Here is a 24,971-nt window from a genome sequence, read left to right as displayed (position 1 = left end):
TGAATGTCGATGGATTGCCGACCGCGGATGAACCGGCGGGGATCTCGATATCGAGGAAGCGGGGCTTTGGCTCCGCTTTTTTGTTGCCGGCTTTTTGCCCGCAAGAAAAAACCCACCGGGATGAGCCGGCGGGCTGACGGGAGCAAGTCTTCCCAATTTAGGTGAGATCAGGATTTAGGTGGGGTTAGGCAGCCAGAACCACTTTCGGTTCGACCAGCTCATAGCCGAGTGCTTCGGCGACGGCGCGATTGGTGATCTTGCCCCTGTGGACATTGAGGCCGTTGCGCAAATGGTGGTCGTCGACCAGCGCCTTCAGGCCCTTGTCGGCCAGCTGCAGGCCATAATGCAGCGTCGCGTTGTTGAGCGCGTGCGCCGAGGTCACCGGCACGGCTCCCGGCATGTTGGCGACGCAGTAGTGGATCACGCCGTCGACCTCATAGGTCGGCTCGGCATGGGTAGTGGCGTGCGAGGTCTCGAAACAGCCGCCCTGGTCGATGGCGACGTCGACCAGCACCGAGCCCTTCTTCATGCCCGACAGCATTTCGCGAGTCACCAGCTTGGGTGCAGCAGCACCCGGGATGAGCACGGCGCCGACGACGATGTCGGCCGAGAAGCATTCTTCCTCAAGCGCCTCGACTGTGGAGTAGCGGGTGTGGACGCGGCCGGTAAAGAGGTCGTCCAGCTGGCGCAGGCGCGGGATCGAGCGGTCGATGATGGTGACGTCGGCGCCGAGGCCGACCGCCATGCGGGCGGCATGCAGGCCGACGACGCCGCCGCCGAGCACGGTGACCTTGCCGGGCAGTACGCCGGGCACGCCGCCGAGCAGCACGCCGCGGCCACCATTGGTCTTCTGCAGCGCGGTCGCGCCGGCCTGGATCGACAGGCGGCCGGCAACTTCCGACATCGGCGCCAAGAGCGGCAGGCCGCCGCGGTCGTCGGTTACGGTCTCATAGGCGATTGCGGTGACGCCGGACGCGAGCAGGCCCTTGGTCTGCTCCGGATCCGGGGCCAGGTGAAGATAGGTGTAGAGGATCTGGCCGTCGCGCAGCTGCGCCCATTCGTTGGGCTGCGGCTCCTTGACCTTGACGATCATGTCGGACTTGGCGAACACGTCGGCGGCGCTCTTGGCAATAGTGGCGCCGGCGGCGCGATACGCATTGTCATCGGCGCCGATACCGGCGCCGGCGCCGCTTTCGACCAGCACTTCATGGCCATGCGCGACATATTCGCGGACGGAGCCCGGCGTCAGGCCGACGCGGTATTCGTGGTTCTTGATTTCCTTGGGGCAGCCGACGCGCATAGTCTTCTCCTGATCCGGCCCTTCGGGCTCGTTCCCTGTATCAACCGAGTGAACCACGAATCGTTGCGCAGGTGTTTGCGAATGCGCTTGCGCGGGGTCACGCGTTTCGATAATCGTTGCGCGAAATCAAGGAAATTTCGCAGGAATCACGAGAAATGCCGCTCGACAGGATCGATATCGCCATTCTCGAGGCACTGCAGAAGGATGGCCGCATACCCAATGCGGCGCTCGCCGAAAGGGTCGGCCTGTCGCAGTCGGCCTGTTCGCGCCGGCTCGACAATCTGGAGAAATCCGGCACCATCCGCGGCTATCACGCCCGGCTTTCGAACGCAGCGCTCGGCCACCAGATGACGGCGATCGTGCACATATCGCTGTCGGGACAATTCGAAAAGACGCTGTCGGATTTCGAGGCGGCGATCAAGCGCTGCCCGAATGTGCTGTCCTGCCACCTGATGTCGGGCGAATATGACTATATCCTGCGCATCGCCGCCAAGGACCTGGTCGACTATGAGCGCATCCACAAGGAATGGCTGTCGGCGATGCCGCACGTGACCAAGATCAATTCGTCGTTTGCCCTGCGCGAGATCGTCGATCGCACGGCGATGGGCATGAAGCCGGAACTGGCCTAGCCCTGAGCAGTCTCGGTCACCAGCCTATCCATTGGGATGTCGTGCGGCTGCGGGTAGATGGTGGCTATGCGCTGCAGTTCGTAGCCGACGCCGATGACCAATGGCTTGAACGGCATGGCAGCCAGCGTGCGGTCGAAGAAGCCACCGCCATAGCCCAGGCGGTAGTTTCGCGGGTCGATGCCGACGATCGGCGAGATGACGATGTCGGGCAGCACCGGGTCGCCTTCGGCGGGGATAGGGATGTTCCAGACGCCTTTTTCCAGCCGGTCGCCAGGCACATAAGCGCGGAAGATCAGCGGCTGGCCCTTCTCGATGACGACTGGCAGTGCCGTGCGGCCGCCGCGCTGGTTGATCGACGCCATCCACGACCGCAGGTCCGGCTCGCCGCGAAACGGCCAGTACAGGCTGACCATGCGGCCGGCGATGTCGCCGATTGCCGCGTCGAGGCCTTCGGTGATAGCCCGCGACATCGCCACCCGCGCATCGGCCGAAACCGCCAACCGTGCCGCGATCAGACGCTCGCGCTCGGCCTTGCGCCAACGGCGCACATCGGTCCAGTCGGTCAATGGCGCGCGAAATTCCGGATCGAGTTCGTGCATGAAGCAAGGCGGCGAAGAATATTGCGCCCGCCCTTTGCGATCTTTGTCATCGTCGTTGGCCATGCTTCACTCCCGTGGTTCCAGCCCCTGCAAGGCTATACCCGTCCAGGCTTGCCGACATAGGCATTCGCGACATCCGGCGACGAGTCCTGGGCAGCCTTACGCGCGGCAGTCTAGCGCGCCGCGACATTGTTGCGGTGCACAAAAATCACTAGATAAAGGGAGACAAACAGGGGTGAATGCGATGAGTGAAACCAGCCATCATGTCGTTGTCGTCGGCGCAGGGTTCGGCGGTCTCGAACTCACCCGGGCGCTGGCTGGCGCACCCGTGCGCATCACCATGATCGACAAGCGCAACCATCACCTTTTCCAGCCGCTGCTCTACCAGGTGGCGACCACCTCGCTGGCGACCTCGGAAGTTGCCTGGCCGATCCGTCATCTGCTGCGCAAGCGCGAGGACGTGACGACCCTGCTCGGCAACGTCACCGGCGTCGACCGTCCAGGCAAACGCGTGCTGCTTGAGGACGGCAGTTCTGTTCCCTACGACACGCTGGTGCTCGCCACCGGCGCGCGTCATGCTTATTTCGGCCACGACGAATGGGAGCCTTTCGCGCCCGGGCTGAAGACGCTTGAAGACGCAACCACCATTCGGCGGCGCATCCTGCTCGCCTTCGAGCAGGCCGAGCGCGAGACCGATCCGGCCAAGCGCCAGGCACTGCTGACACTGGTCATCGTCGGCGGCGGCCCGACCGGCGTGGAGCTTGCCGGCACCATTGTCGAACTCGCGCATGAAACGCTGCGCGGCGAATTCCGCAACATCGACACGCGTGAGGCGCGTGTGGTGCTGGTCGAGGCCGGAGACAGGATCCTAGCCAATTTCGCGCCAAAGCTGTCCGACTATGCGCGCAAGGCGCTGGAGCGGCGGGGCGTCACGGTCGAGCTTGGCCGCGCCGTCACGCGCCTCGATGCCGAAGGCGTCGTCTTTGGCGATACGCATCTGCCGGCGCGAACCATCCTGTGGGCCGCCGGCGTGGCGGCTTCACCCGCGGGAGAGTGGCTGGGCGCGCCGGTGGACCGGGCGGGCAGGGTAATGGTCGAGCCCGATCTGACCGTGCCGAACAGTCCTGAAATCTTCGTCATCGGCGACACCGCGCATGTCTTGCGGCCGGACGGCAAACCGGTGCCCGGCGTGGCGCCCTCGGCCAAGCAGGAGGGCAAGCATGTCGCCGCGACGATCAGGGCGCGGCTGGCCGGCGATGGCGCGCCGCGGCCTTTCCGCTACAAACATGCCGGCGACCTGGCGACGATCGGCAAGTGGGCAGCCGCGATCGATTTCGGCTCGATCAAGCTCACGGGATGGCTTGCCTGGTGGCTGTGGGGCGTGGCGCATATCTACTTCCTGATCGGTTTCCGCAACCGGCTCTCGGTGTCGCTTAGCTGGCTATGGATCTATTTCACCGGCCAGCGCAGCGCGCGGCTGATCACCCAGGGCGACGATGACAAGGGCTGAGGTTCTCAACCGCGGCCAAGGATATTCATCCAGCCGTCACCTTTTGCTGATCGACTGACTTCCCGATGGACATGGCCGGTTTTCGGCGCGAAGCTTCCGCCCGGGGCTGGGATCTTGTCACGTCGCTGGGAAGGAAAACCAATGCCGCATCTCAATTACCCCGTCTCCCGCCGTAGTTTTCTTGCCGGTACGGCCGCCAGCGGGGCGCTGATCATGCTCCATCCGTTTTCCGCCCGCGCGCAGGCCAATCAGGCGCATCTGAGGATCATGGAGACCACCGACATCCATGTGAATGTGCTGCCTTACGACTACTACGCCGACAAAGCCAACGACACGATGGGCCTGTCACGGACGGCCTCACTGATCGCGGCGGTGCGCAAGGAAGCCACCAATGCGATGCTGATCGACAATGGCGATCTTTTGCAGGGCAATCCGATGGGCGATTACATCGCCTATGAGAAGGGCCTCAAGGAAGGCGATCTGCATCCGATCATGAAGGGCATGAACCTGCTGGGCTATGAATGCTCGACGCTCGGCAATCACGAGTTCAATTACGGCCTGTCGTTCCTCGACAAGGTGCTGGCCGGAGCCAATTTCCCCTTCGTCTGCGCCAATCTGATCCGCGGCACCGAGCTTGCCGCCAAACCGCGCGACGACAAGCTCTACCTCAAGCCCTATGTCATCCTCGACAAGAAGATCAAGGACGGGTCGGGCGCCGAGCAGCCGATCAAGATCGGCATCATCGGCTTTGTGCCGCCGCAGATCATGGTCTGGGACCTGAAGAACCTGGAAGACAATGTCAGGACGCGCGACATCGTCGAGGCGGCCAGGGCATGGGTGCCGCAGATCAAGGAGGAGGGCGCCGACATCGTCATCGCGCTCTCGCATTCCGGCATCGATATCAAGCAGGGCGACGGCATGGAGAACGCCTCCTTCTTCGTCGCCGGCGTCGAAGGCATCGATGCGGTGTTCACCGGCCATCAGCATCTCGTCTTCCCCGGCAAGAAGGATTTTCAGGCGCTCGAAGGCGTCGACACCGAGAAGGGCACGCTGCAGGGCAAGCCCGCCGTGATGGGCGGTTTCTGGGGCTCGCATATGGGACTGATCGATCTGCTTCTGGAACGGGACGGATCGAAATGGCGCGTAGCCTCGGCCACATCGGAGGCAAGGCCGATCTACCAGCGCGTCGACAAGGCAAACAAGCCGACGGTGGCGGACGACCAGCGCGTCGTCGATGCGCTGAAGGCGGACCATGAGGCGACACTTGCCTATGTCCGCCGACCGGTCGGCAAGACCTCGGCGCCGCTCTATTCCTATTTCGCGCTGGTCGCCGACGATCCGTCGGTGCAGATCGTCAACCAGGCGCAGAGCTGGTACCTCATGGACATATTGAAGAGCACGCAGTGGAAGGATGTGCCGCTGCTGTCGGCGGCAGCACCCTTCAAGGCCGGCGGGCGCAACGGCGCCGACTACTATACCGACGTGCTGGTGGGCGACATCGCCATCAAGAACGTCGCCGACCTCTATCTCTATCCGAACACGGTGCGCGCCGTCGAAATCACCGGCGCGCAAGTGAAGGAATGGCTGGAAATGTCGGCCGGCATTTTCAGGAAGATCGAGCCGGGCAAGGCCGACCAGGCGCTCATCGACACCGAATTCCCGTCCTACAATTTCGATGTGATCGATGGCGTCAGCTACGGAATAGACCTGTCGCAGCTGCCGAAATACGATGCCAAGGGTGGCGTCGCCAATGCCGGCTCGAACCGCATCGTCGGCCTCAGCTTCGACGGCAAGCCGATTGATCCGGCAGCGAAATTCGTCGTCGCCACCAACAATTACCGCGCCGGCGGTGGCGGCAATTTCCCCGACATCAATGCCTCGAAGATCATCTACGAGGCGCCGGACACCAACCGCGACGTGATCGTGCGCTACGTCGTCAGCGAAGGCACGATCAATCCCTCGGCCGACGACAATTGGTCGTTCACGCCGCTGCCCGGCACCAGCGTCGTGTTCGAGACCGGCCCCAAAGCGAAGGATTTCATATCGGGAGTGAAATCGCTCAAGATCGAGCCGGCCGGCGAGGGCGAATCCGGGTTTGCGAAGTATCGCATCCTGCTTTGAGGCAACGTGCAGCTAACAGGGAAAACGAGCGGGCATACGCCCGCTCAATCACGCTTCGGATCAGGCTTTGTAGACCACTTGGCGCACGTCGATGTAGCTGGCTCTAAAGCCGGCTTCGCAATAGTGGAGATAAAATTCCCAAAGCTTCTTGAAGCGGTCGTCGAAGCCGAGCGGGACGATCTTTTCCCACGACGCCCAGAAGCGGTTGCGCCATTCGGCAAGCGTGCGGGCATAGTCGTCCGGAAAGACGCGCTCGCGCAGATGGGCAAGGCCATGGTCGCTGCCCAGCGTCTTCAGGATCGACGGCGTCGGCAGCATGCCGCCTGGGAAGACATAGCGCTGGATGAAATCCGGCCTCGCCCGATAGGTGTCGTAGGCGGCCTCGTTGATGGTGATGATCTGCAGGCCGGCGGTGCCGCCGGGCCTCAAGCACGCCTTCATCTTGCCGAAAAATACCGGCCAATATTTTTCGCCGACCGCCTCGAACATCTCGATCGAGGCGATGCGGTCGTAAGTGCCCGTTTCGTCTCGGTAATCCTGCAGCTTGATGTCGACCTTGTCAGACAGTCCCGCCTTCTGGATGCGCGCCTTGGCGAAATCGTGCTGTTCGCGGCTGATGGTCAGGCCGGTGACGCGGCAGCCGATCTCGCGCGCGGCAAATTCGGCAAAACCGCCCCAGCCGCAGCCGATCTCGAGCACATGGTCCTTCTTGCCGATGCCGGTATCCTTGGCCAGCGCGCGGTATTTGGCGGCCTGAGCGCTTTCCAGGTCGTTGGCGCCGGTCGCATAGAGCGCCGACGAATAGGTCATGCTGGGATCGAGCCATTGCTTGTAGAAGGCGTTGCCGAGATCGTAATGCGCCGAGATGTTGCGCTTCGAGCCGGTGCGGGTGTTTTCGTTGAACCAGTGGCGGATGCGCTGGACCGTGTTGATGAGCCAGTTGGCGCCGCCGGCAATGCGTTCCCCAACGGCCGAGTTGACGACGAACAGTTCGAGGAAGCTGGTTACATCAGGGCTTTCCCAGTCGCCGTCCATGTAGGATTCGGCAACGCCGATGGTGCCGCCGGAAAAGGCACGGCCGGGCAGGCGCCAGTTCTTCAACACCAGCTCGGCATCCGGCCCGGGTCCGTTGCCGCCGACAAGCACCGCCCGGCCATCCGGCATCCTCACCTTCAGCGAACCGCGCGGCAATTTCATCGCCGCCGACAGCACCATGCGCGCCTTGGCCGGCAGGCCCTTGACGATCTCGGCGAAATTGAGTTCGTCCAGCCTGATGGCGTCGCCGATGCCTTTGTATTCCCTGACAGCCATCTCACACCCCCCTGGACTTCCGCGGGGGCGGCGCAAGATCTGCCGGCCTCCACATCCTCCACTTTCATTCGCCAGGCGCGAACGCCGTAGCCTGCTTAAATTTTCGCCACAATCTTCCACCGCATCGACCGGAACTTCAAGAGGCAAGCCGTGCCCGGCACTGGCCCAGGTGGCGTGCCTGGGGCCAGAATCGGTGAGGGCGAGCGACCGCCGGTGAAATCGCTATGGTTAGGAACAGCCACATACGTTAGTTTCAGCCATGCGTTACGTCATCGTCATCACCGCCATCGCCTTTTTCCTGATCTGGGATGGCCTCTATAATCAGGGCCGCTATCTCGACACGACGGTCAGGGAAATGTCGCGCGTCGTGCGCTACGTCACCGGCAAAGCCTAGCTTTTGCGCCTCTGCAAAGTCGCCTGCCGGCATTGCCGGGCGCGACATCGTGGCGGTTGACGCGACGGTCCCGCTCACACAAAACATGCCGCAAATCGAACGTGGAGGCAGGTGTGATCCGGCATATCGTTTTCTTCAGCGCGCGGCGCAAGGACGATGTCGAGGCCGTGCGCACGGGCTTGCTCGCGCTGGGCAAGATCCCGCATTCAAGCCTCTTCGAGGTGACGCTCAACACCAAGGTCGATCCGCTGTCGGATGCGATCGACGTGGTCGTCTATGCCGAGTTCGAGGATGATGCCGCGCTTGCCGCCTACAAGGCGCACCCGCTCTATGCCGAGACGACCAGTCGGGTCAAACCATTGCGCGAATTGCGCTATTCGGCCGATGTCGTGGCGATGGCCTGATCGGGCTGGCAAGAGGCCTTGAACCGATTTCCGGAATGATGCACACCGCGCCGGCATGACCAGCACGATCCATCCGCTTGACCATCTTGTGTTGCCGACGGCGAGCCTCGCCGTGGCGCGGGCGCGGCTGACATCGCTTGGCTTCATCGTCGCACCAACCGGCATCCACCCTTTCGGCACCGAAAATTGCTGCGTCTTCCTTGCCGACGGCACCTACCTCGAACCGCTGGCGGTCGGGAATGAACAGGCTGCAGACGAGGCATTTGCCGGTGGCAATGTCTTTGTCGCGCGCGACCGGCTCTATCGCGCCAGGCTGGGCGATGAGGGCTTTTCCGCCGTGGTGCTGGCCACCGACGATGCCGATGCGGACCATGCGCGCTTTATCAAAGCCGGCCTGTCGGCGGGAGACGTACTGAGCTTTTCCCGCGCCTTCACCGACACGGCCGGAAAGAGCGACATGGCCTCGTTCAAACTGGCTTTCGCCGCCGGCGCCGAGACGATGGACGCCTTTCTGTTCGCTTGCGAGCGGATCAACGCCCCTCAAATCGACCGTACGGCACTGCAGGCCCATGCCAACGGCGTGACCGGCATTGCCGAAATCGTCGCGGTCAGCGGCGTGCCATCCGAAAAGCGCCACCTGATCGAGACAGCGACGGGTTCGAGGCAGAGGAGCAGCACGGCGTTCGACCTGGCGAACGCGCGTTTGAGCGTTCTCAAGCCCGCGGCTTTCGCTGAGCGCTTCGGCATGTCGGCTGGCGCGCCGACGGACCTTCGCTTCGCCGCGATCGCCTTTTCGGCCCGCAGTGTCGGCGCTGTCGCGAGGCTGCTTGCAGACAACGCCGTCGGGCACGATATAGCGGGCAACGAAATCGTCGTGCAGCCGGCATCCGGACAGGGCGCGGCTTTCATCTTCCGGGAGACCCCATGAGCAAGCCGCAAGGGCCTAATTCGCTGGCGCCGAATTCGTCAGTAACCGTCGGCAACGTCGTCTTCGACAACAGCGGGCCCTTGGCGTTGATCGCCGGCCCGTGCCAGTTCGAATCGCGCCAGCACGCTTTCGAAATGGCCGGCGCGCTGAAGGAACTGACCGGCAAGCTCGGCATCGGCCTCGTCTACAAGACCAGCTACGACAAGGCCAACCGCACCTCGCTGTCGGCAACGCGCGGCGCCGGCATGGACGCGGCGCTTCCGGTGTTCGACGAGTTGCGCAAGGCGTTTTCGCTTCCCATTCTGACCGATGTCCACACCGAGGAGCAGTGCGCGATCGTCGCACACCATGTCGATGTGCTGCAGATTCCGGCCTTCCTGTCGCGCCAGACCGACATGCTGGTCGCCGCCGCCAAGACCGGCAAGGTGATCAACGTCAAGAAGGGGCAATTCCTGGCGCCTTGGGACATGAAGAACGTGGTGGCCAAGATCACCGGTTCGGGCAACCTCAATGTGCTGACCACCGAGCGCGGCGCGTCTTTCGGCTACAACACGCTGGTGTCGGACATGCGGGCTTTGCCTGTGATGGCCGAGATCGGCGCGCCGGTGATTTTCGACGCCACCCATTCGGTGCAGCAGCCGGGCGGGCAGGGCGGTTCCTCCGGTGGCGAGCGCCGCTTTGTCGAGACGCTGGCGCGGGCTGCCGTTGCCGTCGGCGTCGCCGGCGTGTTCATAGAGACCCACCAGGATCCCGACAATTCGACCTCCTCCGACGGGCCCAACATGCTGCCGCTGAAGGACATGCCGGCGCTGCTCGAAAGACTGATGGCATTCGACCGCATCGCCAAGAATGCTGCTGACCTGAACCGAGGCTGATGGTTTCGGCTATGGCGCGCGCGCTGCCCTGCTTGTGGAAGGCATAAGCCGGCTGGAGGCTCGCTCCTGCAAATGAGCGTCTTGGCAGGAGGAAGCCATGTCCGTCGCCCGCGTCACCGAAATCACGTCGTCGTCGAAAAAGAGCTTTCAGGACGCCATCGAGAAGGGGATTGAGCGCGCATCCAAAACCCTGAAGAACGTCGAAGGCGCTTGGATCCAGGACCAGAAGATCGTCGTCGAGGACGGCAGGATCGCGGCGTATCGCGTCAACATGAAGGTGACGTTCATCCTCGCGGAGTAACCGCCCGCTCGAAAAAACGGGAACTTTCGCCCGCGCACCTCATTGTCAAAGTATAGATCAACGACATGAGGAGCATCAGCCATGACCACCCAAACAGGCCACACCGAAGCAATCGCCGCTTCGCGCGTCATCGGCACGTCGGTCTACAACACCGAGGGCACGAGCATCGGCAGCATCGAGGACATCATGCTCGACAAGACGTCGAACGGCATCATGTTCGCGGTGATCGGGTTCGGTGGATTTCTCGGCATTGGCGAGAAGTATCACGCCATTCCGTGGGCGAGCCTCGACTATGACGAGGACAAGGGCGGCTATGTCGTGCCGTTCTCGAAGGAGCAGCTGAAGGCAGCACCCGCCTATTCGATCAATGAACTGGCCGGCGCCGATGGCGAGGCCGCACGTGATGCTTCCTATGATTACTACAAGGTCACGCCGTATTGGCATTGATCAGCTGCGCTGACGCCTGACGTGAAAAGGCCCCCGAATTCCGAAACGGGGGCCTTTTCAGTGTAACCCGACAGTTTCTATTCTGCTGCGTAAAGCGTGGACAGCTGCGTCGCCGCCTTTGGCGGCTGCTGCGTATCGCACGACGTCAGGAACGCCGCCGCGATCAGGAACAAACTCACGATACCGCTCAACTCGGACATGGCGAAACTCCTCCTGTTTCGCCCCGCGCATCACCATCCTAATCGACACATAGATTGTTATCTCTGAATTATGATGACGTGGTGTTGTCGAACGTGATCCGAGGCATGCTCAGCCGAGGAGTCCGGCATTCTTCACCGCCTTGAAAACCTTTTCATGCCAGGCGATCCGATCCGCTTCGCCATTGGCCGGCGTGGTGGAATTGGCGTTGCCGACGTTGATCGCGCGCGAGATCTTTTTAATCAGGCCGGCATCGGCAAAGGCATTGCAGCCTGACCCTTTCCATTCGGCGCAAGCTGCGAGCAGCGAAATCTGCGGATCCTCGATCAGTTCAGGATGATTGGCGAGGTCGACCTTGGCGAGCTTGCCCTTGGCCGTGTACGCGTCGCGCCCGGTGGTCTGGAACGTGCCGCCGCCGCGGAAATTGAAGCCGTCCAACGTTCCTTTCACATTGCCCATGCGGCCGCCATAGGCCCAGTCGCCCAGGGCTTGTGGCTTGCGCAGCAGGTTGTCCTCGATCCACTGATCGGTCTTGCCCGCGGCTCGCGACCTCCATGCGTTCCGGATTGCCGCCACGGTCGTGTAGGTCAGGGATTCGCGAACGAGGGTGAAGCCACCGGTTTCCATCGCCGCTTGAGCGAAGAAATGCATCAGCCGATCATAGTTGTTGCACACGCCATGATCGCCAATTGTCTTGAGGCCTTTGTCGGAGGTAAAGGCGCCGATGTAACCGTCATAGATTGTTCGCTTGGAACCGCTTGCCGGTCTCGGCGCGAATTTCTGGAAGACCGCTGCTGGCAAACCCTTGTTCGGATCGCCCGCAACGGCTTCGAGCACGCTCTCGACACTCTCGGTCGACAGCACCGGTTCGCCTTCGACGACCACCGAAGCATTGGGAATTCGCTTGCCGTTGCTTTTCGGGAAGCCACCGCCGGCAAAGGTTTTCAGATCGTCGATGAGGGCGATTACGCGTGTCCGGCTCTCCGTGAAATCCATGTCGGAAAGCGGACCGCTCACCTTCTTCGTCGGGTTGATGCATCCGACGCTGGACAGGAAATTGACGCCCGGATGGATCAGGATTTCGGTGCGCTTGTTGGTCTTCAGCAGTTCGAGTCCAGGTTTGGGTGGCGTCTTGGCGCCAGTGTAGCCGATCGTCACATATTTGCCTCCGGCCTGTGTCGCCAGCGGATAGGTGCCGGGCTCGATGCGCCTGCCATTGTCTTCTTTGGAATTGTCGCCTGGGCCGCGAGATTCACACACGAACCCCGATAGACCCGTTACTGCCGTGCCGTTGTGGAAGACTTTATAGGTACCAACCGTCCTGCGTCTGGTGCCCCTCATATGCTCGACTTTGCGGCTAATAAGAAGTTCCCAGCCAGTGCCTGAAATCGCTGCCATTGCCGCCTCCCCAAAGAGTTCAAGTGTGTTGATTTCACTGTGGTCGCCAAATAGTTCGCGTTGTAGATGTGACGCTAACATCTTCGAATTCTCTGCATTGTGAAGTTTGTCACGTTGGCGGTAGCCTCTTTTGAAGCATCTGCTGGAGTTTGCGTGCCGCCTGGTATTTTGTGATAAGGGATTGCCGCGATCAAAGGGGAGGGGCACCCGCCCCATGCGGCGCCAGACATATGACGTCAGGGCGGGCTGTTTGCGTTCAGATGGCGTCGCCCATGCCCCACGGCCTGAGCGCATGGGGCGATCGTCACTATTATTTCATGCCATTCCTGATTGCCTTTTGCGGCACTTTGGCTAAGAGGGGCGCGACGCTTTCAATCGATCAATCGGGGACATCGCAATGACCGCCATCATCGACATTGTCGGGCGTGAAATCCTGGACAGCCGTGGAAATCCGACCGTCGAGGTCGACGTCGTTCTCGAAGACGGCTCGATGGGCCGCGCCGCGGTGCCGTCCGGCGCGTCGACCGGCGCGCATGAGGCCGTCGAACTGCGCGACGGTGGCGCCCGCTATCTCGGCAAGGGCGTGCTCAAGGCGGTCGAGGCCGTCAATGGCGAGCTGTTCGAGGCGATCGGCGGCATGGAAGCCGAAAACCAGATCCACATCGACCAGACCATGATCGAGCTCGACGGCACGCCCAACAAGAGCCGGCTCGGCGCCAACGCCATTCTCGGCGTTTCGCTGGCGGTCGCCAAGGCAGCAGCGGAAGCCGCCGGCCTGCCACTCTACCGCTATGTCGGCGGCACCAAGGCGCATTTGCTGCCGGTGCCCATGATGAACATCATCAATGGCGGCGCGCATGCCGACAATCCGATCGATTTCCAGGAATTCATGATCCTGCCGGTCGGCGCGCCGACGCTGCGCGAAGGCGTGCGCTGGGGCTCGGAAATCTTCCACACGTTGCGCAAGAAGCTCAAGGATGCCGGCCACAACACCAATGTCGGCGACGAAGGCGGCTTCGCGCCCAATCTGAAGAGTGCGCCGGTGGCGCTCGATTTCATCATGGAATCGATCGAGAAGGCCGGCTTCAAGCCGGGCGAGGAGATCGCGCTTGGTCTCGACTGTGCGGCGACCGAATTCTTCAAGGACGGCAATTACGTCTATGAGGGCGAGAAGAGGACCCGCGATCCCAAGGCGCAGGCCAAGTACCTGGCCAAGCTCGCCGCCGACTATCCGATCATCTCGATCGAGGACGGCCTGGCCGAGGACGACTGGGAGGGTTGGAAGTACCTGACCGATTTGATCGGCAACAAGACGCAGCTGGTTGGCGACGACCTCTTCGTCACCAACACGGCGCGGCTGCGCGACGGCATCCGCATGGGTGTCGCCAATTCGATCCTGGTCAAGGTCAACCAGATCGGCTCGCTCACCGAAACGCTCGACGCTGTCGAGACCGCGCACAAGGCAGGCTACACAGCCGTCATGTCGCACCGTTCGGGCGAAACCGAGGATTCGACCATCGCCGACCTCGCCGTCGCCACCAATTGCGGGCAGATCAAGACCGGTTCGCTGTCGCGCTCGGATCGCATGGCCAAGTACAACCAGCTGATCCGCATCGAGGAAGAGCTCGGCAAGCAGGCGCGCTACGCCGGCAAGTCGGTAATCAAAGCTTAAATTCTGCCGAACTGGCGAAAACGACGAAGGGCGGGATTTTCCCGCCCTTTTTCGTTGCGGGCGCTGGCTAATGCACCTGTCCGTAACCGTCCATTAAGCACAATCGGGCGAGATAGACAGGTCAGAGGACTGCGACCATGTGGACACGCCAGCACAAGCAGAGAAACACCGGCCGGCTGATCATCCCGTCGCTTTGCGTGGCGTTCCTGGCCTATTTCGGCTTCCATGCCTATCATGGCGAGTTCGGCATCAATTCCAAATATCAGCTCGAAGCGCAGAGCATCGAATTGCAGGCCAAGTACGATGCCATCAAGGCGCGCCGGGTCGATCTGGAGCGGCGCGTCCAGCTGATGCATGAGGGCACGCTTGAAAAGGATATGCTCGACGAGCAGGCACGCCGGGCGCTCAATCTGTCCCAGCCCGATGAAATCACCATCATGCTGCCGGCCAATTCGAAATAACCTAATTTAGGTTAATCGCTTTTATTTCCAATGATTCTAGACATTTAGATGCATGCCAGCCATGCGTTTTTCTGCATGGCGAAACGCGGTCTCGCATGTTAGCTTCCTTCCAATCGGTGGGGAGGAGCTGATCCTCCCCGGAGCAGACATGGTCTGCTTTAGTGTCCGCAAAGAGACGCCAACAGGGAGTGATGCATGGCCACCGCCGCCAAAAAAGCGCCTGCCAAATCCGTTAAATCGACATCCGCCAAATCAACCGGGCTTTCCGCCCCCAAGCCGGCCGACTTCACCAAGGACGAGGAGCTTGCCGCCTACCGGCACATGCTGCTTATCCGCCGCTTCGAGGAAAAGGCCGGCCAGCTCTACGGCATGGGCTTCATCGGCGGCTTCTGCCATCTCTATATCGGGCAGGAAGCGGTCGTCACCGGCATGAAGATGTCGCTGATCAACGGCGACCAGATGATCACCGCCTATCGCGACCATGGCCACATGCTGGCGATGGAACTGTCACCGCGGGGCGTCATGGCAGAGCTGACCGGACGCCGTGGCGGCCTGTCGAGGGGCAAGGGCGGCTCCATGCACATGTTCTCCAAGGAGAAGCATTTTTACGGCGGCCACGGCATTGTCGGCGCGCAGGTCTCGCTCGGCACCGGTCTCGCCTTCGCCAACCGCTACCGCGACAACAACAATGTGTCGCTGACCTATTTCGGCGATGGCGCTGCCAATCAGGGTCAGGTCTATGAAAGCTTCAACATGGCCTCGCTGTGGAAGCTGCCGGTGATCTACATCATCGAGAACAACCGCTACGCCATGGGCACTTCGGTGTCGCGCTCGTCGGCCGAAACCAATTTTTCGCATCGCGGCGCCTCGTTCAAGATTCCCGGCATTCAGGTCGACGGCATGGATGTGCGTGCGGTCAAATCCGCCGGCGATCAGGCGACCGAATGGTGCCGTGCCGGCAACGGTCCGATCATCCTCGAGATGCAGACCTATCGCTATCGCGGTCACTCGATGTCGGATCCCGCGAAATACCGCTCCAAGGAAGAAGTGCAGAAGATGCGCTCGGATCATGATCCGATCGAGCAGGTCAAGGCGCGGCTGACGGCCAAGAAGTGGGCGACCGAGGACGAGCTCAAGAACATCGACAAGGAAGTCCGCGACATCGTCGCCGACGCCGCCGAATTTGCCCAGCACGACGCAGAGCCGGATCCGTCCGAGCTCTGGACCGACATCGTATTGTAACGGGAGGGCAAGGACATGCCGATCGAAATTCTCATGCCCGCTCTCTCGCCGACCATGGAAGAGGGCAATCTTTCCAAGTGGTTGAAGAACGAGGGCGACAAGGTCGTCGCCGGTGATGTCATCGCCGAGATCGAAACCGACAAGGCGACGATGGAAGTCGAGGCCGTCGATGAAGGCACGATCGGCAAGATCGTGGTTCCCGCCGGCACCGAAGGCGTCAAGGTCAATGCGGTGATCGCCGTGTTGCTGCAGGACGGCGAAAGTGCAGGCGATGTCGAAAAGAGCGGCCAGCCTGCCTCAACCCAGGATGCCGTTTCCGCTGGCGGTCAGCGGACCGATGCAGCCGAGGAAGGCTCAAAGGCGGCTCCCCAGGATGCCGGCGAGGCTCCGAAGGCAGTTCCCGCCGCTCCGGCAGCCAAACCTGCCGCCGATCCGGATATTCCCGCCGGCACCGAGATGATCTCGACCACGGTGCGCGAGGCCTTGCGCGATGCCATGGCCGAGGAAATGCGCCGCGACGGCGATGTCTTCGTCATGGGCGAGGAGGTCGCGGAATACCAGGGCGCCTACAAGATCACGCAAGGCCTGCTGCAGGAATTCGGGCCGCGCCGCGTGGTCGACACGCCGATCACCGAGCATGGCTTTGCCGGCGTCGGCGTCGGTGCGGCAATGGCCGGCCTGAAGCCGATCGTCGAATTCATGACCTTCAACTTCGCCATGCAGGCGATCGACCAGATCATCAACTCCGCGGCCAAGACGCTCTATATGTCGGGCGGCCAGATGGGCGCACCGATCGTGTTCCGCGGACCGAACGGTGCGGCCGCCCGCGTCGGCGCCCAGCATTCGCAGTGCTATGCCGCCTGGTACAGCCATATTCCCGGCCTGAAGGTCGTGATGCCGTACACGGCTGCCGACGCCAAGGGCCTGCTCAAGGCGGCGATCCGCGATCCGAACCCGGTCATCTTCCTTGAAAACGAAATCCTCTACGGCCAGTCCTTCGACGTGCCGAAGCTCGATGATTTCGTGCTGCCGATCGGCAAGGCGCGCATTCACAAGCAGGGCAAGGACGTCACCATCGTCTCGTTCGGCATCGGCATGACCTATGCCATCAAGGCGGAAGCCGAGCTGCGCGGCATGGGCATCGATGCCGAGATCATCGATCTCAGGACCATCCGTCCGCTCGACCTCGACACCGTCATTGCCTCGGTGAAGAAGACCAACCGCTTGATCGTGGTCGAAGAAGGTTTCCCGCAAAGTTCGGTCGGCGACCACATCGCCAACCAGGTTTCGCAGCGCGCCTTCGACTTCCTCGATGCGCCGGTCATCACCATCGCCGGCAAGGACGTGCCGATGCCCTATGCGGCGAACCTCGAAAAGCTGGCCTTGCCCAATGTCGGCGAGGTCATCGAGGCGGTCAAAGCCGTCACGTATCGCTGAGCCGGTCGGGAGGACATCATGCCAATCAACATCACCATGCCGGCGCTGTCGCCCACGATGGAAGAGGGCAATCTTTCCAAATGGCTGGTCAAGGAAGGCGACAAGGTTTCGCCGGGCGACGTGATCGCCGAGATCGAGACCGACAAGGCGACGATGGAAGTCGAGGCCGTCGATGAGGGCACGGTCGCCAAGCTGGTCGTTCCGGCCGGCACCGAAGGCGTGAAGGTCAATGCGCTGATCGCCATTCTCGCCGGCGAAGGCGAGGATGCAGGTGCAGCGGCAAAGGGCGGCGGCGATGCCGCGCCCGCGAAAGCCGATGCCAAACAGGATAAGGCGTCAAACTCCCCACCCGTGGGGGAGATGTCGACGAAGTCGACAGAGGGGGGCGCTGCCCCGCCGACCTCTCAGTCTGTCGCGCCCCCCTCTGGCCTGCCGGCCATCTCCCCCACAAGGGGGGAGATCAGCCAATCGTCAGGCGAGCGCACCTTCGCTTCGCCGCTGGCTCGTCGCATCGCCAAGGATGCAGGCGTCGATGTGTCCGCCGTAACCGGCACCGGCCCGCATGGCCGTGTCGTCAAGGCCGATGTCGAGGCGGCGATTGCCGGCGGTGGCGCCAAGGCTGCACCGGCCGCGAAGGCCGCACCTGCCGGCGCTCCGGCACCTGCGGCTCCGGCTGCGGCACCCAAGGCGATGTCGGACGAACAGGTGCTGAAGCTGTTTGCCGAAGGGTCCTATGAGCTCGTCCCGCACGACAATATGCGCAAGACCATTGCGCGCCGCCTGGTCGAGGCCAAGACAACCATCCCGCATTTCTACCTGACGCTCGACTGCGAGCTCGATGCGCTGCTGGCGCTGCGCACACAGATCAATGCGGCTGCTCCGACGAAGAAGACCGACAAGGGCGAGGCTCCCGTCTACAAACTCTCGGTCAACGACATGGTGATCAAGGCGATGGCGATGGCGCTGATGGCGGTGCCGGATGCCAATGCATCGTGGACCGAAAGCGCCATGGTCAAGCACAAGCACGCCGATGTCGGCGTTGCCGTGTCGATCCCCGGCGGCCTGATCACGCCGATCATCCGCCACGCCGACGAAAAGACGCTGTCCACTATCTCCAACGAGATGAAGGATCTGGCGAGCCGTGCCCGCAGCCGCAAGCTGAAGCCTGAGGAATATCAAGGCGGCACGACGGCTGTCTCCAATCTCGGCATGTTCGGCATCAAGGACTTTGCCGCCGTCATCAACCCGCCGCATGCGACGATCCTGGCGGTGGGTGCGGGCGAGCAGCGGCCGGTGGTCAAGAATGGCGAGATCAAAATCGCCAATATCATGTCGGTGACGCTGTCGACCGATCACCGCGCCGTCGACGGTGCGCTCGGCGCCGAACTTCTGGTCGCCTTCAAGCGCATGATCGAAAATCCGATGGGCATGCTGGTCTAGGAAGGAAAAAGGCTGTGCGGAAATTCGTCACCAGCCTTTTCGCCCTGATCCTTTCCGGCCTGGCCGGCGGGCTGGTGGCGCTGTGGCTGGCAATCGTCACCAATGCGAATTCCGAATACATCCTGGTCTTCATGGTTTCGGCGCTGGTCACCATCGTTGCGACGGTGGCGTTTTTCATCGCGCAGTTCGTGCCAAACCCGCAAAGGGCGATAAACCTGACGGGGCTTGTTGGGGTTTCGTTGTTCGTGCTGGCCGGAATCGGGCTGATTGCCTGGACCTTCTCGCAGCCGCCTGGCAAAGCCCAGTGGTCGGGCGATCTCCCCGTTGTCGCCGGTCTGTTTTTGCCAAGCATCGCCACGGTTATCGTGCAGTGGCTGTTCGTGGGATGGCGCGTGCGGCGCGGGCTTAGGGCGGAGGCGGGTGCGGGTGCATGAAGACGATCCTCTGCTACGGCGATTCCCTGACCTGGGGCTATGACGCGGCGAGCCTCGGGCGTCATGCGCTGGAAGATCGCTGGCCGAGCGTGCTCAAGGCGGCGTTGGGCGACGATGATATCGAAGTCATTGCCGAAGGTCTGAACGGCCGCACCACGGCTTTCGACGATCACCTGGCTGGTGCCGACCGCAATGGCGCCAAGGTGCTGCCGACGATCCTGACCAGCCATGCGCCGCTCGACCTGATCATCATCATGCTCGGCGCCAACGACATGAAGCCCTGGATCCACGGCAATCCGGTCGCGGCCAAGCAGGGGGTGCAGCGGCTGATCGACATCGTGCGCGGCCACGATTATCCGTTCGACTGGGCCGCGCCGCAAATCCTGATCGTCGCGCCACCAGCGGTCAGCCGCACCGACAATGCCGAATTCAAGGAAATGTTTGCCGGCGGCGACGAGGCCTCGAAGCGGCTGGCGCCGCAATATTCCGCGCTCGCCGACGAGGCCGGCTGCGGCTTTTTCGATGCCGGCACGGTGGCCGAGACCACACCGATCGACGGGGTCCATCTCGATGCCGAAAACACGCGCAATATAGGTGACGCATTGGCGCCATTGGTGCGTGTGATGCTGGAACTCTAGAGAAAATCAGGGAGAAACCCCGTGGCTGAATCCTACGACGTCATAATCATCGGCTCAGGCCCCGGCGGCTATGTCACGGCGGTGCGCTCCGCCCAGCTCGGCTTCAAGACGGCGATCGTCGAGCGCGAGCATCTCGGCGGCATCTGCCTCAACTGGGGCTGCATCCCGACCAAGGCGCTGCTGCGCTCGGCCGAGATCATGCACTATTCCGATCATCTGAAGGACTACGGCCTGAAGCTCGAAGGCGGCAAGGTCAGCGCCGACACGGCCGCTGTCGTCGACCGCTCGCGCAAAGTGTCGTTGAGGCTCAATGGCGGCGTCGCCTTCCTGATGAAGAAGAACAAGGTCGACGTTATCTGGGGCGAGGCCAAGCTCTCCAAGCCGGGTGAAATCGTCGTCTCCAAGACGGCCAAGAAACCGATGGAGCCGCAGCCGCCGGTGCCCAAGGGCGTCAAGGGCGAGGGCACCTATACCGCCAAGCACATTATTCTAGCCACCGGCGCCCGGCCGCGCGCGCTGCCCGGCATCGAGCCGGACGGCAAGCTGATCTGGACCTATTTCGAGGCGATGGTGCCGAAGGAGATGCCGAAGTCGCTGCTGGTCATGGGTTCGGGCGCCATCGGCATCGAGTTCGCCTCCTTCTACCGCACCATGGGCGCCGAGGTGACGGTGGTCGAGCTTTTGCCGGCGGTGATGCCGGTCGAGGATGCCGAGGTCTCGAAATTCGCGCAGAAGCAGTTCGAGAAGCAGGGCATGAAAATCATCCTCGAGGCCAAGGTGACCAAGGTCGAGAAGGGTGCCAACTCGATCACCGCCCATGTCGAGATGAAGGACGGCAAGGTCGAGAAGATCACCGCCGACCGCATGATCTCGGCCGTCGGCGTGCAGGGCAACATCGATAATCTCGGCCTCGAGACGCTCGGCGTGAAGACCGATCGCGGCTGCGTCGTCATTGACGGCTATGGCAAGACCAACGTTCCCGGCATCTACGCTATCGGCGATGTCGCCGGACCGCCGATGCTCGCCCACAAGGCCGAGCATGAAGGCGTGGTCTGCATCGAGAAGATCGCCAATTTCCCCGGCGTGCATGCGACAGACAAGCTGAAGATCCCGGGCTGCACCTATTGCAACCCGCAGGTCGCCTCGGTCGGGCTCACCGAAGCCAAGGCGAAGGCCGAAGGCAAGGACATCCGCGTCGGCCGTTTCCAGTTCGGCGCCAACGGCAAGGCGATCGCGCTTGGCGAGGACCAGGGCTTCATCAAGACCATCTTCGACAAGAAGACCGGCCAGCTGCTCGGCGCGCATATGGTTGGCGCCGAGGTGACGGAGCTGATCCAGGGCTTTGTCGTGGCGATGAACCTGGAGACCACCGAGGAAGAACTGATGCACACCATCTTCCCGCATCCGACGCTGTCGGAGATGATGAAGGAAAGCGTGCTTGATGCCTATGGCCGTGCGCTCAACGCGTGATAAATTGCTGCCGCGAGACTCAGACGCATGCGCCGGAGGAACCTTACGGCAAGACAGTTCGTTTCCGGATGCATTTTCACCTGACACTGGAGGAGTTGGCATATGGACGTGAATGGCGTGGGCTGGATTGCGGCCATCATCATCGGCGGTTTGGCAGGGTGGCTGGCCGAGATGGTCATGAAGAGCAATACCGGCGTCTTGATGAACATCATTATGGGCATTGTCGGCGCGGTGGTGCTGAACGCAATTCTCAGGGCGCTCAACATCGAACCCTTCGGAGTCGGCTGGCTCGCCTACCTGATCACAGGCTTCATCGGCGCCTGCCTGCTGATTTTTGCCGGGCGGCTCATTCGCCGATAAAACGGCTCGCCGTTTTATCTCGTTCTTCTGACGCAATTCCGGACGGAAAACCGTGTCACACTTTTCCTGGAATTGCTCTGGATCCCCGCTATGCGAAAAAGGCTGTGGCGGCATGCGCCGCCGCAGCCTTTTTCTTTGCACCGAAAAGCCCTAGATGACGCCAGAAGGGCGAATGCCGACGGGCAGACGCCAACAAGTCAGGTTTGAGATGGTCACTGTTCTCGACACGATCGCCAACGCGCCGCGCCTGCGGCACCCCGAGAAGGCACACAAGCCTGATCAGGACGTGCTGCGCAAACCCGACTGGATCCGCGTCAAGGCGCCGATGTCGAAGGGCTATGCCGAAACCCGCGAGATCGTGAAGTCGCACAAGCTGGTCACGGTGTGCGAAGAGGCCGGCTGCCCCAATATCGGCGAGTGCTGGGAAAAGAAGCACGCCACCTTCATGATCATGGGCGAGATCTGCACGCGCGCTTGCGCCTTCTGCAATGTCGCCACCGGCATTCCCACCGCGCTCGATGCCGATGAGCCGGCGCGTGTCGCGCATGCCGTCAAGCAGATGGGGCTGACCCATGTCGTCATCACCTCGGTCGACCGCGATGATCTTGCCGATGGCGGCGCGCAGCATTTCGCCGAGGTTATCCGGGCGATCCGAGCAGCGACGCCCTTGACCACGATCGAAATCCTGACGCCCGATTTCCTGCGCAAGGAGGGCGCGCTGGAGATCGTCGTGGCGGCCAAGCCCGATGTCTTCAACCACAATCTCGAAACCGTGCCGTCGAACTACCTGACGGTGCGGCCGGGTGCTCGCTATTTCCACTCGATCCGGCTGTTGCAGCGGGTCAAGGAGCTCGACCCGTCGATCTTCACGAAGTCCGGCATCATGGTCGGCCTCGGCGAAGAGCGGAACGAGATCCTGCAACTGATGGATGACCTGCGCTCGGCCAATGTCGACTTCATGACCATTGGCCAGTATCTGCAGCCGTCGAAGAAACACCACCCGGTGATCCGCTTCGTCACGCCGGAGGAGTTCAACTCCTTCGCGACGATCGGCAAGACCAAGGGTTTCCTGCTGGTGGCGTCGAGCCCGCTGACGCGCTCCTCGCATCATGCCGGTGACGATTTCGCCAGGCTGCGGGCGGCGCGTGAGGCGCAGCTCAAAAAAGCCAGTTAAAATCCTGATTCAATGCCGAAATTCGAAGCCACACGCCGCGTTGCCCACACGCCGGAGCAGATGTTTGCTCTGGTCGCCGATATCGAGACCTATCCGCAATTTCTGCCGCTTTGCGAGGCGCTGACGGTGCGCTCTCGCAAGGAGCGTGATGGCCGCACCATTCTCCTCGCCGATATGAGCATCGGCTACAAGGCGATCCGCGAGACCTTTACGACGCAGGTGCTGTTGAAGCCGGACGAGAACACAATCGACGTCAAATACATCGATGGGCCGTTCAAATATCTAAGCAATATCTGGCGCTTCGAGCCGGCCGACGGCGGCGGCTGCAACGTTCGCTTCTTCATCGACTACGAGTTCAAGAGCCGTATCCTCGGCGTGTTGATGGGCACCATGTTCGATCGCGCCTTCCGCATGTTTTCCGAAGCGTTCGAAAAACGTGCGGACGTCATCTACGGAACGACGCCCATCTCATGAGTGTCGCCCAGCGCGCGCAGGCCGATCTCCAGCGCATGCTTGACCGTCTCGCGGCGGATGAAGTCGCGGCCATTGTCGGCAAACATATTGAGCTCGGCAGCCACCGGCCCACCTCTTAGGGCAACTCCGAACCAGACGAGGCCGACCGGTTTTTCCGGCGAGCCGCCGCCTGGGCCGGCAATGCCGGTGACGGCAAGCGCAAGCCCGGCGCGCGAGCGGGCCAGAGCGCCCTCCGCCATCTCCAGAACCGTTTCGCGCGAGACGGCGCCATGCGCCTCGAGTGTGGCGGGCGAGACGCCGAGCATCTCCATCTTTGCTTCATCGGAATAGGTGATGAGGCCGCGATCGACGACAGCGGACGAGCCGGCAATGTCGGTCAGTGCCGAGATGATCATGCCGCCGGTGCAACTCTCGGCCGTCGCCAGCATGATGCCGCGTTGCTGGCAGACCTGGAGCAGGGCGTTGGCAAGATCGCTGTTGTTCATGCGGGAACCTCCCCGGGGAAGACGACACTGGCGGTGGCGATGGCGGCGATGCCTTCCTCGCGGCCGACAAAGCCGAGTTTCTCGTTCGTCGTCGCCTTGATCGAGATGCGATCGCTGGAAATGCCCAGCATCGCCGACAACGCGTTGGTCATGGCCTCGCGATGCGGGCCGACGCGCGGCGCCTCGCAGATCAGCGTGATGTCGGCATTGGCGATGCGGCCGCCGCGTTCGCGCACCAACCTGGCCGCATGCTCGACGAAGATCTTTGACGCCGCGCCCTTCCATTGCGGATCGGAAGGCGGGAAATGCGTGCCGATGTCGCCGGCGCCGCAAGTGGCGAGCAGCGCATCGGTCAGCGCGTGCAGGCCGACATCGGCATCCGAATGGCCGGAAAGCTTCTTGCCGTGCGGAATGGCGACGCCGCACAGGGTGACATGGTCGCCGGCCTCGAAAGCGTGCACGTCATAGCCATTGCCGGTGCGAATGTCTGGAAAACGCTCGCCAGTAAGCCGCTGATCCGCCATCGCAATATCCCTTGCCCAGGTCAGTTTGACGTTGTCCGGCGACCCCTGAACGATTTTCACCGGAATATGCGCCCATTCGGCGATCGCGGCATCGTCGGTAAAATCCGTCTTGCCGAGATGATGGGCCTTTTCGTGCGCGGCGAGCAACGGCCAGAACGGAAAGCCTTGCGGCGTCTGCGCGGCATGAAGGCCGGCCCTTGGCACCGTCTCCTCGATCATGCCGGTCGCCGACTCGCGCTTCAGCGTATCGGCGACGGGCAAAGCGGGCAGCGCGCCTTGGCGCTCGCCAATGGCGGCGATGGTACGGTCGATCAGGGCCGCGTCGACAAACGGCCGCACCGCGTCATGGATAAGGACACGGCCGGGCGCACGGTCCCTCAGCGCAAGCAGGCCGAGCCGGACCGATGCCTGGCGCGACTCGCCACCGACCGCGGCGGTAACCCGCTCGGCGAACAGGCCGGCTGCCTTGTCGAAAAGCGCGCGGTCATCGGCATGGATGGCGACGACGACGGGGCCAATTCCGGGATGCGCCAGGAAAGTCTCCAGCGTGCGCGCGATGACGGCACGGCCACCGATGCGCTGATATTGCTTCGGCCCGTCGGCCTTTCCGGCACGCGCGCCGCGACCGGCGGCAACGATGACCAAGCCGACCTTGTCGGTCGTCGCCTCGGCCGGTTTTTCGCTTGCGTCTGTCATGCCGAGAGGCTTAGTCGCGGCTTATGGCGAAGGCCAGCATTTTCCCAAA

27 protein-coding genes are annotated in these 24,971 nt (G+C 62.2%); 20 read left to right on the top strand and 7 right to left on the bottom strand.

The genetic code is table 11. The features are described from left to right. Nucleotides 1-184: 184 nt before the first annotated feature. Entirely contained in the window at nucleotides 185-1,300 is a 1,116-nt protein-coding gene (gene ald, locus NKI32_RS16045) for an alanine dehydrogenase (RefSeq protein ID WP_353002982.1), read from the bottom strand. Between the two features lie 155 nt (nucleotides 1,301-1,455). Between ald and NKI32_RS16040 the strand changes: the two genes are divergently transcribed. Then, on the top strand, nucleotides 1,456-1,929 hold the full coding sequence (locus tag NKI32_RS16040; RefSeq protein ID WP_023668897.1) for an Lrp/AsnC family transcriptional regulator: 474 nt from the start codon (nucleotides 1,456-1,458) through the stop codon (nucleotides 1,927-1,929). Here NKI32_RS16040 and NKI32_RS16035 read toward each other — a convergent pair. Beyond that, complete coding sequence (locus tag NKI32_RS16035) at nucleotides 1,926-2,591, bottom strand: 5-formyltetrahydrofolate cyclo-ligase (protein WP_353002981.1); 666 nt, start codon at nucleotides 2,589-2,591, stop codon at nucleotides 1,926-1,928. The genes NKI32_RS16040 and NKI32_RS16035 overlap by 4 nt on opposite strands. A gap of 181 nt (nucleotides 2,592-2,772) precedes the next feature. Between NKI32_RS16035 and NKI32_RS16030 the strand changes: the two genes are divergently transcribed. Next, nucleotides 2,773-4,038 carry an NAD(P)/FAD-dependent oxidoreductase gene (locus tag NKI32_RS16030; RefSeq protein ID WP_023668902.1) on the top strand — a complete coding sequence of 422 codons (1,266 nt, stop codon included), beginning with the start codon at nucleotides 2,773-2,775 and terminating at the stop codon, nucleotides 4,036-4,038. Nucleotides 4,039-4,179: 141 nt separating this feature from the next. After that, the gene (locus NKI32_RS16025) at nucleotides 4,180-6,159 is read left to right on the top strand and encodes a bifunctional 2',3'-cyclic-nucleotide 2'-phosphodiesterase/3'-nucleotidase (RefSeq protein WP_353002980.1); all 1,980 of its coding nucleotides are present in this window, start codon (nucleotides 4,180-4,182) and stop codon (nucleotides 6,157-6,159) included. Nucleotides 6,160-6,219: 60 nt separating this feature from the next. Here the strand turns inward: NKI32_RS16025 and NKI32_RS16020 are convergent, their stop codons facing one another. Beyond that, nucleotides 6,220-7,470 carry an SAM-dependent methyltransferase gene (locus tag NKI32_RS16020; protein WP_023668904.1) on the bottom strand — a complete coding sequence of 417 codons (1,251 nt, stop codon included), beginning with the start codon at nucleotides 7,468-7,470 and terminating at the stop codon, nucleotides 6,220-6,222. A gap of 259 nt (nucleotides 7,471-7,729) precedes the next feature. Between NKI32_RS16020 and NKI32_RS16015 the strand changes: the two genes are divergently transcribed. From NKI32_RS16015 to NKI32_RS15990, 6 genes are all read left to right on the top strand, one after another. Then, complete coding sequence (locus NKI32_RS16015; protein WP_023668905.1) at nucleotides 7,730-7,864, top strand: hypothetical protein; 135 nt, start codon at nucleotides 7,730-7,732, stop codon at nucleotides 7,862-7,864. Between the two features lie 113 nt (nucleotides 7,865-7,977). Further along, nucleotides 7,978-8,268: a Dabb family protein gene (locus tag NKI32_RS16010; RefSeq protein ID WP_023682566.1), complete on the top strand. Its 291-nt coding sequence runs from the start codon at nucleotides 7,978-7,980 to the stop codon at nucleotides 8,266-8,268. A gap of 55 nt (nucleotides 8,269-8,323) precedes the next feature. Then, nucleotides 8,324-9,196: a VOC family protein gene (locus NKI32_RS16005; RefSeq protein WP_353002979.1), complete on the top strand. Its 873-nt coding sequence runs from the start codon at nucleotides 8,324-8,326 to the stop codon at nucleotides 9,194-9,196. Further along, on the top strand, nucleotides 9,193-10,071 hold the full coding sequence (gene kdsA / locus NKI32_RS16000) for a 3-deoxy-8-phosphooctulonate synthase (RefSeq protein WP_353002978.1): 879 nt from the start codon (nucleotides 9,193-9,195) through the stop codon (nucleotides 10,069-10,071). The genes NKI32_RS16005 and kdsA overlap by 4 nt, the downstream gene beginning before the upstream one ends. Nucleotides 10,072-10,168: 97 nt before the next feature. After that, the gene (locus NKI32_RS15995; protein WP_023668908.1) at nucleotides 10,169-10,372 is read left to right on the top strand and encodes a dodecin family protein; all 204 of its coding nucleotides are present in this window, start codon (nucleotides 10,169-10,171) and stop codon (nucleotides 10,370-10,372) included. Nucleotides 10,373-10,453: 81 nt separating this feature from the next. Next, nucleotides 10,454-10,819, top strand: coding sequence for a PRC-barrel domain-containing protein (locus NKI32_RS15990; protein WP_023668909.1), 366 nt, complete (start codon nucleotides 10,454-10,456; stop codon nucleotides 10,817-10,819). 77 nt (nucleotides 10,820-10,896) lie between these two features. Here NKI32_RS15990 and NKI32_RS15985 read toward each other — a convergent pair whose 3' ends face one another. Next, nucleotides 10,897-11,019: a hypothetical protein gene (locus tag NKI32_RS15985; protein ID WP_023688444.1), complete on the bottom strand. Its 123-nt coding sequence runs from the start codon at nucleotides 11,017-11,019 to the stop codon at nucleotides 10,897-10,899. A 109-nt stretch (nucleotides 11,020-11,128) separates the two neighbouring features. Beyond that, the gene (locus NKI32_RS15980) at nucleotides 11,129-12,709 is read right to left on the bottom strand and encodes a glycoside hydrolase family 19 protein (protein ID WP_352497449.1); all 1,581 of its coding nucleotides are present in this window, start codon (nucleotides 12,707-12,709) and stop codon (nucleotides 11,129-11,131) included. Nucleotides 12,710-12,812: 103 nt separating this feature from the next. On the opposite strand from NKI32_RS15980, the gene eno reads away from it, so the two are divergent. The 11 genes from eno (at nucleotide 12,813) to NKI32_RS15925 (ending at nucleotide 23,217) form a co-directional block, all read left to right on the top strand. Further along, nucleotides 12,813-14,087 (top strand): phosphopyruvate hydratase, encoded by a 1,275-nt coding sequence (eno, locus tag NKI32_RS15975; RefSeq protein ID WP_353002977.1) that lies wholly within the window; start codon nucleotides 12,813-12,815, stop codon nucleotides 14,085-14,087. 137 nt (nucleotides 14,088-14,224) lie between these two features. Then, nucleotides 14,225-14,548, top strand: a complete 324-nt coding sequence (locus tag NKI32_RS15970) for an FtsB family cell division protein (protein ID WP_023748672.1) — start codon at nucleotides 14,225-14,227, stop codon at nucleotides 14,546-14,548. Nucleotides 14,549-14,743: 195 nt separating this feature from the next. Next, on the top strand, nucleotides 14,744-15,790 hold the full coding sequence (gene pdhA / locus NKI32_RS15965) for a pyruvate dehydrogenase (acetyl-transferring) E1 component subunit alpha (protein ID WP_023682559.1): 1,047 nt from the start codon (nucleotides 14,744-14,746) through the stop codon (nucleotides 15,788-15,790). Between the two features lie 15 nt (nucleotides 15,791-15,805). Then, nucleotides 15,806-17,227 (top strand): pyruvate dehydrogenase complex E1 component subunit beta, encoded by a 1,422-nt coding sequence (locus NKI32_RS15960; protein WP_023691277.1) that lies wholly within the window; start codon nucleotides 15,806-15,808, stop codon nucleotides 17,225-17,227. Between the two features lie 18 nt (nucleotides 17,228-17,245). Beyond that, the gene (locus NKI32_RS15955) at nucleotides 17,246-18,667 is read left to right on the top strand and encodes a pyruvate dehydrogenase complex dihydrolipoamide acetyltransferase (RefSeq protein WP_353002976.1); all 1,422 of its coding nucleotides are present in this window, start codon (nucleotides 17,246-17,248) and stop codon (nucleotides 18,665-18,667) included. Between the two features lie 14 nt (nucleotides 18,668-18,681). Beyond that, on the top strand, nucleotides 18,682-19,101 hold the full coding sequence (locus NKI32_RS15950; protein ID WP_023668917.1) for a hypothetical protein: 420 nt from the start codon (nucleotides 18,682-18,684) through the stop codon (nucleotides 19,099-19,101). After that, nucleotides 19,098-19,739 (top strand): SGNH/GDSL hydrolase family protein, encoded by a 642-nt coding sequence (locus tag NKI32_RS15945; protein WP_023682555.1) that lies wholly within the window; start codon nucleotides 19,098-19,100, stop codon nucleotides 19,737-19,739. The genes NKI32_RS15950 and NKI32_RS15945 overlap by 4 nt, the downstream gene beginning before the upstream one ends. 21 nt (nucleotides 19,740-19,760) lie before the next feature. Continuing rightward, complete coding sequence (lpdA, locus tag NKI32_RS15940; RefSeq protein WP_023668919.1) at nucleotides 19,761-21,209, top strand: dihydrolipoyl dehydrogenase; 1,449 nt, start codon at nucleotides 19,761-19,763, stop codon at nucleotides 21,207-21,209. A 102-nt stretch (nucleotides 21,210-21,311) separates the two neighbouring features. After that, nucleotides 21,312-21,569 (top strand): GlsB/YeaQ/YmgE family stress response membrane protein, encoded by a 258-nt coding sequence (locus NKI32_RS15935; RefSeq protein ID WP_023668920.1) that lies wholly within the window; start codon nucleotides 21,312-21,314, stop codon nucleotides 21,567-21,569. Between the two features lie 208 nt (nucleotides 21,570-21,777). Beyond that, on the top strand, nucleotides 21,778-22,743 hold the full coding sequence (lipA, locus tag NKI32_RS15930) for a lipoyl synthase (RefSeq protein ID WP_023688453.1): 966 nt from the start codon (nucleotides 21,778-21,780) through the stop codon (nucleotides 22,741-22,743). Between the two features lie 12 nt (nucleotides 22,744-22,755). Next, the gene (locus NKI32_RS15925; RefSeq protein ID WP_023710532.1) at nucleotides 22,756-23,217 is read left to right on the top strand and encodes a type II toxin-antitoxin system RatA family toxin; all 462 of its coding nucleotides are present in this window, start codon (nucleotides 22,756-22,758) and stop codon (nucleotides 23,215-23,217) included. Here NKI32_RS15925 and NKI32_RS15920 read toward each other — a convergent pair. After that, a complete protein-coding gene (locus NKI32_RS15920; RefSeq protein ID WP_023696095.1) occupies nucleotides 23,193-23,702 on the bottom strand; it encodes a CinA family protein in 510 nt (169 codons plus the stop codon). The two genes, NKI32_RS15925 and NKI32_RS15920, sit on opposite strands and share 25 nt — an antisense overlap. After that, nucleotides 23,699-24,922 (bottom strand): bifunctional 2-C-methyl-D-erythritol 4-phosphate cytidylyltransferase/2-C-methyl-D-erythritol 2,4-cyclodiphosphate synthase, encoded by a 1,224-nt coding sequence (locus NKI32_RS15915; protein ID WP_353002975.1) that lies wholly within the window; start codon nucleotides 24,920-24,922, stop codon nucleotides 23,699-23,701. Before NKI32_RS15915 ends, NKI32_RS15920 begins: the two co-directional genes overlap by 4 nt. Nucleotides 24,923-24,971: the final 49 nt, after the last annotated feature.

The sequence above is a fragment of the Mesorhizobium sp. M0761 genome, from assembly GCF_040320205.1.
Lineage (GTDB): Bacteria > Pseudomonadota > Alphaproteobacteria > Rhizobiales > Rhizobiaceae > Mesorhizobium.
Note: the sequence above shows the minus strand (reverse complement) of the source record. Positions and strands in the feature narration are given on the sequence as shown.